The sequence below is a fragment of the Blautia sp. AF32-4BH genome (assembly GCF_003460565.1).
GTDB classification, from domain to species: Bacteria; Bacillota; Clostridia; order Lachnospirales; family Lachnospiraceae; genus Fusicatenibacter; species Fusicatenibacter saccharivorans.
The window spans coordinates 1-12,584 of record NZ_QTVL01000002.1 but is presented as its reverse complement, the minus strand read 5'-3'; the positions used below and the strand labels follow the sequence as shown (position 1 = coordinate 12,584).

Below are 12,584 nucleotides of genomic sequence, written 5' to 3'. Positions count from 1 at the left end.
CGGCGGCTGGTGGTTCCGCCTTAGCAAAAAAAGAGATTCCCTGCAAACTTCGTGGAAAGGAGGCGAGAAAATGCAGGAAGAAGTGGAAAACAGAACTTTGACGCTGGTTGTCAGTGGAACAAAGTTTACCGGCAGAATGTTAAAGGCTGCCATAAGCAAGTACATGGCACATCGCAAGGAAAAGAAGCTGGAAAAACAGAGAAGCCGTGATGCGCCAGTTGTTCCGCATGGAAAACAGACTGTGAAGCAGCTTGTCGGGCAGAATCAGGGAATATCCAACATTGAGATCACAGACCCCTCTATCAAGGAGTTTGAGAAAATCGCCCGGAAATATGGTGTGGATTATGCGGTGAAAAAGGACCGCAGCAGTTCTCCGCCAAAGTACCTAATTTTTTTCAAAGGCCGTGATGCAGATGCTTTGACAGCAGCTTTTACAGAGTACACCAACAAAAAGGTCAAAAAGGCAACGAAAACAGAGCGCCCGTCCGTACTGGCAAAACTTAACCGGTTCAAAGAGATGGTTAAAAATGCTGTGGTGGATCGCACCAAGCGAAAGGAGCTGGAACGATGAAAAAGACATTGGACATCAAAAAGCTCATTTTGCTGAATATGCCGTATATCCTGATGGGACGACTGTTTGCTACCAATTTTGGAGAGGCATGGCGAATGGCAAAAGGGGCGGATGCTTCAGAAAAGTTTCTTTCGCTGATTGCGGTTCTGCCTGGGGCGCTGCAAAGTTTCTGGCCAAGCCTGCATCCATTGGACTTGTTGGTAGGACTGTGTTGTGGAGGCAGTCTGAGGCTGGCGGTGTATCTTAAAAGCAAGAACGCCAAGAAATATCGACATGGTTTGGAATATGGTTCGGCCCGCTGGAGTGCATAATTTTAAGTGTAAATGACACATACATGGACGCACAGGAGGTTATGCACATGACTGATTATAGCAAAATTACAGCCCTTTACTCCCGCCTTTCCGTGGGCGACGAGGACAGGGACGGCGGCGAGAGCAACAGCATACAGAATCAGAAGAAATTTCTGGAAAGCTACGCCAGACAGTTAAAGCTGACGAATATCCGGCACTACATCGACGATGACGAAAGCGGCAGGTTTTTTGACCGTTCCGCATACTCCCGCATGATGGACGATGTGGAAAACGGGAAAATCGGTGTCTGCATTATGAAAGACCTTACCCGCTGGGGGCGTGACTATCTCCAAGTCGGAAACGCTATGGAGATATTCAGACGGAACAATGTGCGCTTTATCGCGGTCAACAACGGCATTGACAGCGAGAAGCCCGACACATTGGAGTTTGCGCCCTTTATCAATATCATGTCGGAGTGGTACGCAAAGGACATCAGCAAGAAAGTGAAAACGGGCATTAAGACCAAAGGCATGAGTGGAAAGCCGATTGTCACCGAAGCCCCTTACGGCTATGTCAAAGACCCGGACGACAAGGATTTTTGGATAATCGACGAAGAAGCCGCCGAGGTTGTCCGTTTGATTTTCCGTCTGTTTATCGGTGGGAAGAACCGCAATCAAATCGCCATATATCTGACACAGGAGCAAATCCCAACCCCCACTTTCTACATGAAAGACCGCGGGTGGGGAACCTGTAAAAATAAGACGCTCAACGAGGATAACCGCTGCAAGTGGAACAAAGTCACCTTGACCAATATCCTCACACGGCAGGAGTATTGCGGCGATGTGGTCAACTTCAAGACCACAAAGCATTTCCGAGATAAACATAACCACTATGTAGACCGGAGTCAGTGGCACATCACAGAAAATGTGCATGAGCCGATTATCAGCCGCAGCGATTTTGAAACCGTACAGCGGATTTTGGAAAACGCACCCGTCAAACGCCCCAACGGGGACGGGGAAATCCACCCTCTGTCCGGCTTGCTTTTCTGTAAGGACTGCGGCGCAAAAATGCACATTCGTATAGATTACCGAAACGGCGGCAAGCGGCATGTTGCCTATTGCAGCGAGTACCACAAGGGGAAAGCCAGAAATCCGAAATGCAATTCCCCGCACATCATGGACGCGGACTTGCTCATGCAGACCATCGCAGAAGTGCTGAAGAAAATCGAGGACTATTCTATCAGCAATCGGGCGGAGTTTGAAGCCTTAGTGAAAAAGAACCTTGCCATGCAGCAGACCGACCAGACCAAAAAGCAGCAGAAGCGTATTCCGCAAATCACGACGCGCCTTGAACAGATTGACAAGGTGCTGAATAAGCTCTATGAGGACAACGCCCTCGGCACTATCCCGCAAGACCGTTATGAGCAAATGTCGCAGAAGTATTCGGAAGAATACTATGCGCTGAAAGCGGAGCTTGCCACGCTCCAAGAGCAGCTATCCGCTTATGAGAACGCGGGAGGACGGGTGCAGAAGTTTTTGAAGCTGACGGAACGCCATGCCGCCTTTACCGACCTGACCCCCGCCATTCTCAACGAGTTTATCAGCCGGATTGAAGTGCATGAGCGCGACCAGAAAAGGGCGAGATACGCAATCCAGCACATCAGCATATATTTCAATTATATCGGCAAGTTTGAGAATGAAGTGACACAGCTTGCAGAGCCGACCGAGCAGGAAATCCGGCAAATGCGGGAGGAAATCGAAGAAGCCAAAAAGGAAAAGAGCCGCGCATACCACCGGCAGTATTCAAGGGAGTACCGGGCGCGAAACCTTGAAAAGCAGCGGGAGTATGACCGCATGAAAGCGCGGGAATACCGGGCAAGGCGAAAGGCACAGGCTGCCGCCGCACAGCCCACACAGTAAAACAGAATAACCGTCAACCAAGAGGGATTTTCCGAACTACGGGAAATCCCTCTTTTGCGCCCAAAGAAAGGAGCCGCCTATGGCAGAACAGACCCCCGACAGTATCATCACAACCCAGAGGAACGGGCAGACCATTGTTGCGGAGTTGTTTTTCAATCACAGCAGCACAGAAACGTTCTGCGACAAGCTGCTCAAACTGGTACTTGCCGACAGTTCGCGTTTATCTGCGTCTGACGGTCAAGAGCCGGAAAAAACGGAAATCTTGCGATAACAGCCGCCCCGACGAACCATTCCCTGTCTGGACGGTTTCTATTTGAAAATCCTCATTTCCCCCAAGTCAAGAGCCGGAAAAAACACCCGAAAAATGCCCCTATTGCGTAACAGGGGCGCAGAAAGGAGCTTACATGAGAACAGGGCTTACGAAGCAGGAAAAGACCACCGATATTTGGTTTGACGAGAAAGACCCCCTTATCCATATCCGCACCCACAACACCGACTTAAAGAAGCGGCTTGCCGCCTACACCAGACAGCACCCCGACCAGTGCCGCCAGACCGACGCAGACCCCGAAACGGGCTGCATGGAGTTTGAGATTGCAAAGGGGCGCTTCTCTTTCCGTCTGACCGCCCCATACAACGAGGAACGGCGGGAAGCTGCGCGGCGGTCTGCCAGAGAAAACAAGGCCACTGACAGGCTGAAATGAGGTGGATTTATTCATAACCATGTGCTATGATATTTATAGATAGTGAAACTTCCTTTCAATTTTTTCATCTATACAAGTAACAGAGAAGAACAGGAGGCTTGTTCCATGAGAAAAAAGAGATTGATGATTGCAATAGCTTGTATCATTTTAGTAGGTATCGCGGTAATCGTATTTTTTTCACAACAGGGGAAAAAACCGTATAAGGATTTGGACGCAGCGCAGATTGTTTCCGCTAAAGTGTTATTAACACCGCCAGACAAAACGATTGAGATTGAAAATATCCAAGAATTAGTTGAATATTTGAATGATGTTGTTGTCTATAATGAGGATAATTCTTACACAGAGTATGCTGGACAAGGCGTTGTTTTTACCTTGACTATGGTAGACGGTACACAAACAGATATTATGGCGTATAACCCATTTATTGTCATTGACGGTATCGGTTATAAGACAAAATATGAGCCATGTGAAGCACTCAACAACTATGCAAATGAATTACTAAACTCTGGGACTGCCAATATAATTTTGGAAGAACCGCCCACATTAAGCGTTGTGAGTGACGAAACCGCTATCGGTGCAGTATTAGGAACTTATTCGTGGCAAAAAACAAATATTGACGGAACTGCTGAAAGCACAATAGCTGATAGCCCACACCCGTTAGAGTGCAAGGATCTGTTGTCCCCGCCATTTGAAACAACAGAAACAACAGCTACATTAAGATTTACAGAAGACCCAGATACAATTTTAAGTGTGCAGTGCTGGAGTGACGAACATTGGGGAGAGCCTGCTGCAAACAGCGAAGATGTAACTATTGTTGGAAACGTACTCACTCTTAAACTGGGCGGATATATTTATGAAGTAACAGCTGAATGGAATACTGAAAATGGCTATGGCGGAACAGCAAGCTATTTTATATATTTGAAAACAGCAGACTAAAATTGAATAGCCACCCACAAGGGCAGCCGAGAAAATCGACTGTCCTTTTTCTATGCTTATGAGCAGAAAGGAGCGACCAACCATGACAAAGCCAAGAGAGAAAACCCGCGAGGAGCTGCAAGCCGAGATTGAGGACGGAAAGAAGAAAATCCGGCAGCTTGAGAACCGGGAGAAAATCATCAAGCAGAAGCTATCCGTCGAGGAACGCAAGGCGAGAAACCACAGGCTTTGCAAGCGCGGCGGCTTCATGGAAAGCCTTGTGCCGGAGCTTATTGCCATGCCGGACGAGGATGCGCAGACCTTTTTCCGGCTTGCCCTGACGAGCGAGCCAGCACAGGAGTTTTTGAAAAAACGAGCCGAGGAAACGACAAGCTGAAAATCCCTTAGGAACTAAGGGCGCACTTATACACCCTTACGGGCGTGTGCGCTCTGCCGAGGGCTTATCTCCGCACAGGGAGATTTCCCCGCGCTCCGATATGGCGGCTTTGCCGCAACAAGGGGCTGCACCCCTTGCGCCGCTTCGCGGCTATCCCTGCACACCCACAAAAACAGTACACCCGCCTTTGGCGTCTGTACCATTTTTGAGGGTTTTATTATCCTATCCGGGAGGTGATACCCATAGCCATTTACCATTGGAACATCGGCATTGTGAGCCGAGGAAAAGGCAAATCAGCCGTTGCCGCCGCCTACCGAAGCGGCGAAAAGCTGACAAACGAATGGGACGGAATGACCCATGACTACACTCGCAAAGGCGGCGTTGTCCATACAGAAATCATGCTGCCGCCCTCATTCTCTGACCGTTCAACCTTGTGGAACAGCGTGGAGCTTTACGAGAAAGCCGGGAACGCCCAGCTTGCGCGTGAGATTGACGCAGCACTCCCCATAGAATTATCCAGAGAGGAACAGATCCGGCTTGTCCGGAAATACTGTTCCTCTCAATTTGTTTCCAGAGGAATGTGTGTGGATTTTGCCATTCACGACACCGACAGCGGCAATCCCCATTGTCATATCATGCTGACTATGCGCCCCCTTGACGAGCGCGGCGCGTGGGCGGCAAAGTCCAAAAAGGAATATGACCTTGATGAAAACGGTGAGCGTATCCGCTTGCCAAGCGGCAGATATAAGACGCACAAGGTTGACCTCACGGGCTGGAACAGCCAAGAGAATGCGCTTGTTTGGCGCAAGGCATGGGCTGATATTTCAAACGACTATCTTGAGCGTGCCGGAAGCCCGGAGCGTATCGACCACCGCAGTAACGCCGAGCGCGGCATTGACGAAATACCGACCGTCCATATGGGCGTAGCCGCCTGTCAAATGGAGAAGAAAGGTGTAGCCACCGAGAAAGGCGAACTGAACCGAAATATCCAAAAAGCAAACCGCCTTATACGGGAAATCCGGGCGCAGGTTAGCAAGCTCAAAGAATGGATTGCCGACCTGTTCAAAGTGTGGGAAACCGCCCCGAAGCAGCCGCCGCAATCTCCCAACCTTGCAAATCTGTTGATGAAGTATTTGAGCGTTCAGAGAGAAAAGAGCCGGAAGTATTCGCAGCGTTGGCAACAACAGCACACAGCCGATGAACTGAAAACCATAGCGGCAGCGGTCAACTATCTCTCCGAGCATGGCATCTCTAATCTTGACGAGCTGGACGCTTCTCTTTCCTCTGTCAGTGATAGAGCCTATTCAATCCGGGCAGGAATGAAAACCGCCGAGGAACGCATGAAGAAGCTACAAAAGTTAATTGAATACGGGAAGAACTACACAGAGTACAAGCCCATTCACGATGAACTGAAAAAGCTGCAAAACGGCTGGACAAACAAGCGCGACAAGTACGAGGAAGCCCACCGCGCCGAGCTGACCCTATGGAACGCAGCAAATCGCTATCTCCATGCAAATCTGCCGAAAGGAACAAAGACCTTGCCTATTGCGGAATGGGAACAGGAATATGCTGACCTCAAAACACAAAGGGACGGCGATTATACCAAACTGAAAGAAACCCGCGCCGAGGTTGCCGAGCTTCAAAAAATCCGCAGGTGCGTGGATATTGCACTCCGCGCCGACCAACCGGAGCAGACGCAGAGCCGCACCAAACGGCATGATATAGACCGCTGAAAGGAGTTGAACTTTTATGTATTACACCCAAGAACAGATAGACCGCGCCAAACAAGCCGACCTTGTTTCTTTCCTGCAATCACAGGGCGAGCAGCTTACCCGTGCCGGAAATGAATACCGCTGGAAGCGGCACGACAGCCTGACCGTCCGGGGAAACAAATGGTACAGGCACAGCCAGAGTAAGGGCGGTGCACCCATTGATTTTGTCATGGAGTTTTTCGGCAAGAGCTTCACCGAAGCCGTTGAACTGCTGACAGGCGAAAAAGGAGCCGCCCCGCCGCCGGACAGACCAAGCCCCGCGCCCCTATCCGACTTCCGACTGCCACCCCGCAGCACCGACAACCGCATAGCGAGGAACTACCTCACAGCAGCCCGCCGTATTGATGAAGATGTGACGGGCTTTTTCTTTTCCACCGGGGATATTTACGAGGAAGCCGCCCACCATAACGCCGTATTCGTCGGCAGAGATGAAAGCGGCATACCGCGATACGCCCATCAGCGCGGCACAGCCGGGAGTTTTCGGCTTGATGTGAAAGGCAGCGACAAAGCCTTTAACTTCTGCTACCGTGGCGAGGGCGAAAGGTTGTTTGTCTTTGAAGCCCCGATAGACCTCTTATCTTTCCTCTGCCTGTTCAAAAAGGACTGGCAGAAGCAAAGCTATCTGGCGTTGGGCGGCGTGGGAGAAAAAGCCCTGTTGCGCTTTCTCTCTGACCGTCCGAACATCAAGACCGTTTTTCTCTGCCTTGACAGCGACGAAGCCGGAAACGACGCTTGTAGCCGCCTTGCAGAGCTTGTGCCGGAGGGCTTGACCGTCCATCGGCTTATCCCTCTTTTCAAGGACTGGAACGAGGTATTGCAGCACCGGGCAGAAATCACAGACGGGAAATATCTGCGGGAAGCTGTCTATGGCTTGAAAGAGCCGCCGCAGGAAGAAACCGTTGAGATTATCTGCATGAGCGAGGTTGACACACAGACCGTTGAATGGCTATGGGAGCTGTATATCCCCTTTGGGAAAGTAACCATTGTGCAAGGCAATCCCGGCGAGGGCAAGACCACCTTTGCCCTGCGCCTTGCCGCCGCCTGCACCACCGGGGGAACGCTGCCGGGAATGAAGCCCTTGCCGCCATTCCAAGTGATTTACCAGACCGCCGAGGACGGGCTGGGCGATACCGTCAAGCCCCGCTTGATAGAAGCCGAAGCCGACCTTGACCGGGTGCTTGTGATTGATGAAGCCAAGCGGGAGCTTACCCTGTCCGATGAGCGCATAGAAAAGGCAATCACGCAGAACGGGGCGCGGCTGATTATCCTTGACCCCATACAGGCGTACATGGGCGAAAAAACCGACATGAACCGGGCAAACGAAGTGCGCCCCATGTTCCGCCGCCTTGCCGATGTTGCCGAGCGTACCGGGTGCGCCGTTATCCTTATCGGACATCTCAACAAAGCTGCCGGAGGGCAGAGCGCATACAGGGGCTTAGGTTCTATCGACTTCCGCGCCGCAGCAAGGAGCGTCCTGCTGATCGGGCGCGTGAAGCGAGAACCGAATGTGCGCGTTATCGTCCATGACAAATCTTCCCTTGCGCCGGAGGGCAAGCCCGTTGCCTTTTGCCTTGACCCGGAAACGGGCTTTTCGTGGATAGGCGAATACGACATCACCGCTGACGAGCTGCTGTCCGGCGCGGGCGGCAACACCGCCACCAAGACCGAGCAAGCCGAAAGGCTGATACTTGCCCTGCTTGCAGACGGGAAAGAGCTTGCCAGCGAGGACATTGTAAAAGCCGCAGCCGAAGCCGGAATATCCGAAAGGACGGTACAGAACGCCAAGCGCAACATGGGCGGCATTTTAGGCGCAAGGCGTGTCGGCGGTCAATGGTACAACTTCATCAAGAAGAAGCAGCCACCCGAACCCGCAAGCTGAAAGTGCAAAACGCAGACCCTTTGCACTTTGCACTTTCGCACTTTCACGATAATTTGCGTCAATAACTCAAAAAAGCACTTGACAAAACGCTTCATGGGGAACCCGTGAGGATATTGCACCTTACGTTGATCCTGTATTTCAGAACAATGTGATTCTGACGAAAACGGAGAGCCTGACCATGAACAGTCGCCCCAAGGACCCCAAGACTGCCAGAAACAAAAATGTACTGGTGATTGGCGGCTCCGGTTCCGGTAAGACCCGATTCTGGCTGAAACCCAACCTGATGCAGATGCACAGCTCCTATGTTGTGACGGACCCGAAGGGTTAGATTTTAAGAATACAGAGAAAATAGGTCATTAAAAAATGAAGTGTTTTCTGTGTGTTCTTATTTTTTAGCATTATGAAAGGAGCTGAGAAAATGGCTAAAGATAATAGAATAACAGCACTTTACGAGCGTCTGTCCCGTGATGATGAGATGCAGGGCGAATCCAACTCCATAACAAACCAGAAGAAGTATCTGGAAGATTATGCAGTGCAACATGGCTTTGGTAATATTCAGCATTTCAGTGATGATGGATATTCAGGAACGAACTTCAACAGACCGGCATTCAATTCTTTGCTGACAGAGATTGAAGCCGGCAGAGTGGGAACAGTGATCGTCAAAGATATGTCCCGATTTGGCAGAAACTATCTGCAAGTAGGTTTCTATACGGAAATGATGTTCCCTAAGAAAAATGTCCGTTTTATTGCAGTAAATAACGGAGTTGACAGTGCCAATCCGGCAGATAATGATTTTACACCATTTCTGAATATCATGAATGAGTGGTATGCAAAAGATACCAGTAAGAAAATCAAGGCAGTGTTCAAGGCAAAAATGCGAGACGGAAAACGTGTCAGCGGTGCAGTGCCTTATGGCTATTACAGAAAGCCTGAGGATAAGCAGACATTGTATGTTGATGAAGCTTCTGCTTCGGTTGTCAGACGTATTTTTCAGCTTGCTTGTGATGGAATGGGTGCAACCGCAATAGCAGATACCTTGTCAGAGGATAAAATCCTTATTCCTTCGGCTTATGCGAGACAGAATCATCCTGAGGATTGCCAGTGTACGAATTACCATGACCCTTATACATGGAATGCTACAACAGTGGGCTATATTTTGAACAGACGTGAGTATTTGGGGCATACCGTTCTTGGGAAGACAACGAGGGATAATTTTAAGACAAAACGGAAAAGAATTGCAAATGAGGACGAACTGCTTGTCTTTTACAATACACATGAAGCTATCATTGATCAGGAAACATATGATAAAGTGCAGAGAATGAGAAAAAGGGTATCTCCAAGGCGAAACAGTGAAAAGCCTGCGCACAGGCTGTCAGGACTGCTTTATTGTGCGGATTGTAGAAGCAGACTGGCATATATCAATTCAAAGCCAAAAGATGGGAAAATATATGACAGCAATCAGGCATTCCGGTGTAGCCGGTACCACAATAAATATCATTCATGTACTGGTCACTATATCAAGGCAAGCACAATAGAAATGCTGATTTATCAGGCAACTAAGAGAGTGTCACAGTATGTCCTTAAAGATGAAAAAGAGTTTGTAGAACAGTTGAAAGCACAGTATGAATTGCAGTGTGAAAAGGATAATACAGATGATAAAAAAGAGTTGTTAGAAGCAAAACGTCGTATGATGGATTTGGATGATCTGATAAAAGGTCTGTATGAGAATTTCACACTTGGGCGATTGCCGGAGAGACAGTTTAACCGCCTTATGACAGAATATGACACCGAACAAAGCAACCTAGAGCAGAGAATGTCAGAACTTGAAACTGCTACAGAACGTATATCCACTAAGGCAGTGCAGATTGATAAATTTGTGCGACTGGTTAAGAAATACCGAGATTTTGAGGAACTGACAACACCTATGCTTAATGATTTCATTGAAAAGGTTGTAATTCATGAAGCAGAGGGTGGCAGAACAAAAGACCGTACTCAGCAAGTGGATATTTATTTCAATTTCATTGGAAATTTTGTTCTTCCACTCAGTGAGGATGAAGTGGAAGCCTTGCAGTCAGAGGAAGCACGCAGAGCGGAAGAGATTGCTGAAAGAAAGAGAAAATCTTCTAAGAAATCTACGCAGAAAAGAAATCAGAAGCGTGCAGAGATCAAGGCAAAAGCAGAAGCTGGAGATCCTGAAGCTATGGCAGAATATAAAGCAATCCTTGAAAAAGGCAGACAGAACAACCGTAAGAGATCTGAAAAAATGCGAGAATTGAGAATGTCTGACCCTGAATATCGGGCGAAGATGGAAGAGAAAGAACGCTTGGCATTGGAAAGGGAAAAGAAACGTCAGGAGCGTGCTACAAAGAAGAAAAAGATTGCTTTGGCAGAATTAAAGGAGCAGGCAGAAAAAGGCAATCAGGAAGCCGTCAGAGAGCTTGAGGAGCGTAGAGCTATTGCAAGAGAACGTTCAAGGAAATCAGCAGAAAAGCGTAAGCAGAGAGCAGAAAATGACCCTGAATATGCGAAATATTTGGAAGAGAGAAATGCAGAATACAACAGACGGCATACCGCAAGAAGAAAGGAGCAGATGGAAGCCTTGAGAGCCAGAGCGGAAGCCGGAGATCAGGAAGCACAGAGTCAGCTTGCAGAGCGTAAACAGTATCAGGTTAGAGCCACAGTGAAGAGCTACAGAAAAATGCGTGACGATGCATTAAGCGGAGATCCTATTGCAAAAGTAAGATATGAAAAAACACTGGCTATGAGACGTGAAGCGTATCACGCAAAGAAAAGTGAACAGACAGCCTAAGAGTAAGCATAATATCACAATATAATAGTTGCAGAATTGATGAGAATAAGCGGGAGCGATGCAATTATTGTAATGGACAATGAAGTATGGTATTGTATAGATGGTTTACCAAATCGAAAGTTGTGGAGGTGAAATGAATATGATGATGTTCTTAAAATTAAGAAATATCTGAGTTCATAGAACTATGTTAAATAGTTTTATGTATAGGCAGAACCCGAAAAACTATTTAATAAAGGAGATTGTGCAATGATATTTCAAGATAATGTAATCAAAGAGTACTTAAAAAATGTTTATTTTATAACGGGAACACCTTGTGGAGGAAAGACAACCGTTTCACGTGCGTTGGCGGAAAAGTATGGATTTGAACTATTTGATGTTGATGAGAGATTCGACGAGCACAAAAAAATGTCGAACCCATTATTTCAGCCTGCGATGAATACGTATTTTAACAGTGCAGATGAATTTTTTGGAAGAACAGTTGAAGAATATAAGAATTGGCTGTTGAATAATACTCGTGAACAGTTAGAGTTTGTTCTTCTTGATTTGATTCGTTTATCAGAAAATAAGAAAGTTTTGTGCGATTGTCATCTTACAGTTGCTCAGGCACTCGCTTTTTCTGAACCAGCGAGAGTTGTTTTTCTCATAAAAGACCCATCTAATCTTGTTGATGAATATGGTAATCGACCAGATCATCAGGGATTTTTTCAGTACTTAAATTCAGCGACTGATATAGAAAAAGCCAAACAAACTGTGAATATTACCTTATATGAACTCAATGTAAATCGCATAGAGGAGATTAAAAGCAGTTCTTTCTTTTGGATAGAGAGAACTGTGGATAGTACAGTTGAGAGTACATTAACTTGTGTCGAAAAACATTTAGGTTTAATATAGTTGAAGAAAGACATTCGATTATAGCACATTTTGTTTAATGAATTAGTGCCACAAATTGAGAAGTATTCTTGATTTGTGGCATCTTAATAAGGCAGAATAAAGGAATAAAAAGAATCTTAATTCTGTTAAACGCTATTGACAACTTGAATTTATGGAGGTGTCATTATGTATATGGCAATTGGTTTATGTTTAGGTGTTGCATTTGGAACTGCCTTAGATAATCTTCCTTTGGGAATTGCTATCGGTGTAGCCGTTGGAGCAGGAATAGATAGTTCACGTAGCAGTAAACGAAAAAAAGATAAAGAAGATGAAGATTTATAGAAGTAAGGAAAATTATAACTTCAAGTTTGCAGGAGGATAAAATGAAGATTATTGATATTATTAACAATAGGCATAGCTATCGTGGAAAATACAAACCAATTTCTGTTCCACGGGAAGAT

The 12,584-nt window shown here is 47.3% G+C and carries 11 protein-coding genes and 2 pseudogenes; all 13 read left to right on the top strand.

The genetic code is table 11. From position 1 onward, the window contains the following. The first annotated feature begins 70 nt into the window (after positions 1–70). Positions 71–571, top strand: coding sequence for a PcfB family protein (locus DWZ44_RS02780; protein WP_117804181.1), 501 nt, complete (start codon positions 71–73; stop codon positions 569–571). After that, a pseudogene (locus DWZ44_RS02775) lies at positions 568–873 on the top strand (recombinase); the annotation flags it as partial. The gene DWZ44_RS02780 and the pseudogene DWZ44_RS02775, both read left to right, overlap by 4 nt. A 56-nt stretch (positions 874–929) precedes the next feature. Further along, the gene (locus tag DWZ44_RS02770) at positions 930–2,780 is read left to right on the top strand and encodes a recombinase family protein (protein ID WP_330411338.1); all 1,851 of its coding nucleotides are present in this window, start codon (positions 930–932) and stop codon (positions 2,778–2,780) included. 79 nt (positions 2,781–2,859) lie between these two features. Further along, positions 2,860–3,051 (top strand): transposon-encoded TnpW family protein, encoded by a 192-nt coding sequence (locus DWZ44_RS02765; RefSeq protein WP_117804179.1) that lies wholly within the window; start codon positions 2,860–2,862, stop codon positions 3,049–3,051. A 133-nt stretch (positions 3,052–3,184) separates the two neighbouring features. Next, a complete protein-coding gene (locus DWZ44_RS02760; RefSeq protein ID WP_055228716.1) occupies positions 3,185–3,481 on the top strand; it encodes a hypothetical protein in 297 nt (98 codons plus the stop codon). A 105-nt stretch (positions 3,482–3,586) separates the two neighbouring features. After that, positions 3,587–4,417: a hypothetical protein gene (locus DWZ44_RS18595; RefSeq protein WP_070103256.1), complete on the top strand. Its 831-nt coding sequence runs from the start codon at positions 3,587–3,589 to the stop codon at positions 4,415–4,417. An 82-nt stretch (positions 4,418–4,499) separates the two neighbouring features. Beyond that, complete coding sequence (locus DWZ44_RS02750; protein WP_055228717.1) at positions 4,500–4,793, top strand: DUF3847 domain-containing protein; 294 nt, start codon at positions 4,500–4,502, stop codon at positions 4,791–4,793. A gap of 233 nt (positions 4,794–5,026) precedes the next feature. Then, positions 5,027–6,526, top strand: a complete 1,500-nt coding sequence (gene mobQ, locus DWZ44_RS02745; RefSeq protein ID WP_117804178.1) for a MobQ family relaxase — start codon at positions 5,027–5,029, stop codon at positions 6,524–6,526. A 16-nt stretch (positions 6,527–6,542) separates the two neighbouring features. Then, the gene (locus DWZ44_RS02740) at positions 6,543–8,444 is read left to right on the top strand and encodes an AAA family ATPase (RefSeq protein WP_117804177.1); all 1,902 of its coding nucleotides are present in this window, start codon (positions 6,543–6,545) and stop codon (positions 8,442–8,444) included. A gap of 85 nt (positions 8,445–8,529) precedes the next feature. Continuing rightward, positions 8,530–8,769, top strand: a pseudogene (locus DWZ44_RS02735) (type IV secretory system conjugative DNA transfer family protein); the annotation flags it as partial. 93 nt (positions 8,770–8,862) lie between these two features. Next, entirely contained in the window at positions 8,863–11,253 is a 2,391-nt protein-coding gene (locus tag DWZ44_RS02730) for a recombinase family protein (protein WP_117804176.1), read from the top strand. A gap of 246 nt (positions 11,254–11,499) precedes the next feature. Next, the gene (locus DWZ44_RS02725; protein WP_113999138.1) at positions 11,500–12,144 is read left to right on the top strand and encodes an AAA family ATPase; all 645 of its coding nucleotides are present in this window, start codon (positions 11,500–11,502) and stop codon (positions 12,142–12,144) included. 165 nt (positions 12,145–12,309) lie between these two features. Continuing rightward, on the top strand, positions 12,310–12,465 hold the full coding sequence (locus DWZ44_RS18125) for a hypothetical protein (RefSeq protein ID WP_158565820.1): 156 nt from the start codon (positions 12,310–12,312) through the stop codon (positions 12,463–12,465). Positions 12,466–12,584: the final 119 nt, after the last annotated feature.

What these genes read in the sequence shown, in the direction of transcription:
- DWZ44_RS18125 (WP_158565820.1), top strand. Translation starts at nt 12,310, where the DNA reads ATGTATATGGCAATTGGTTTATGTTTAGGTGTTGCATTTGGAACTGCC.
- DWZ44_RS02765 (WP_117804179.1), top strand. Translation starts at nt 2,860, where the DNA reads ATGGCAGAACAGACCCCCGACAGTATCATCACAACCCAGAGGAACGGG.
- DWZ44_RS02725 (WP_113999138.1), top strand. Translation starts at nt 11,500, where the DNA reads ATGATATTTCAAGATAATGTAATCAAAGAGTACTTAAAAAATGTTTAT.
- DWZ44_RS02750 (WP_055228717.1), top strand. Translation starts at nt 4,500, where the DNA reads ATGACAAAGCCAAGAGAGAAAACCCGCGAGGAGCTGCAAGCCGAGATT.
- DWZ44_RS02770 (WP_330411338.1), top strand. Translation starts at nt 930, where the DNA reads ATGACTGATTATAGCAAAATTACAGCCCTTTACTCCCGCCTTTCCGTG.
- DWZ44_RS02760 (WP_055228716.1), top strand. Translation starts at nt 3,185, where the DNA reads ATGAGAACAGGGCTTACGAAGCAGGAAAAGACCACCGATATTTGGTTT.
- DWZ44_RS02740 (WP_117804177.1), top strand. Translation starts at nt 6,543, where the DNA reads ATGTATTACACCCAAGAACAGATAGACCGCGCCAAACAAGCCGACCTT.
- DWZ44_RS18595 (WP_070103256.1), top strand. Translation starts at nt 3,587, where the DNA reads ATGAGAAAAAAGAGATTGATGATTGCAATAGCTTGTATCATTTTAGTA.
- DWZ44_RS02780 (WP_117804181.1), top strand. Translation starts at nt 71, where the DNA reads ATGCAGGAAGAAGTGGAAAACAGAACTTTGACGCTGGTTGTCAGTGGA.
- DWZ44_RS02730 (WP_117804176.1), top strand. Translation starts at nt 8,863, where the DNA reads ATGGCTAAAGATAATAGAATAACAGCACTTTACGAGCGTCTGTCCCGT.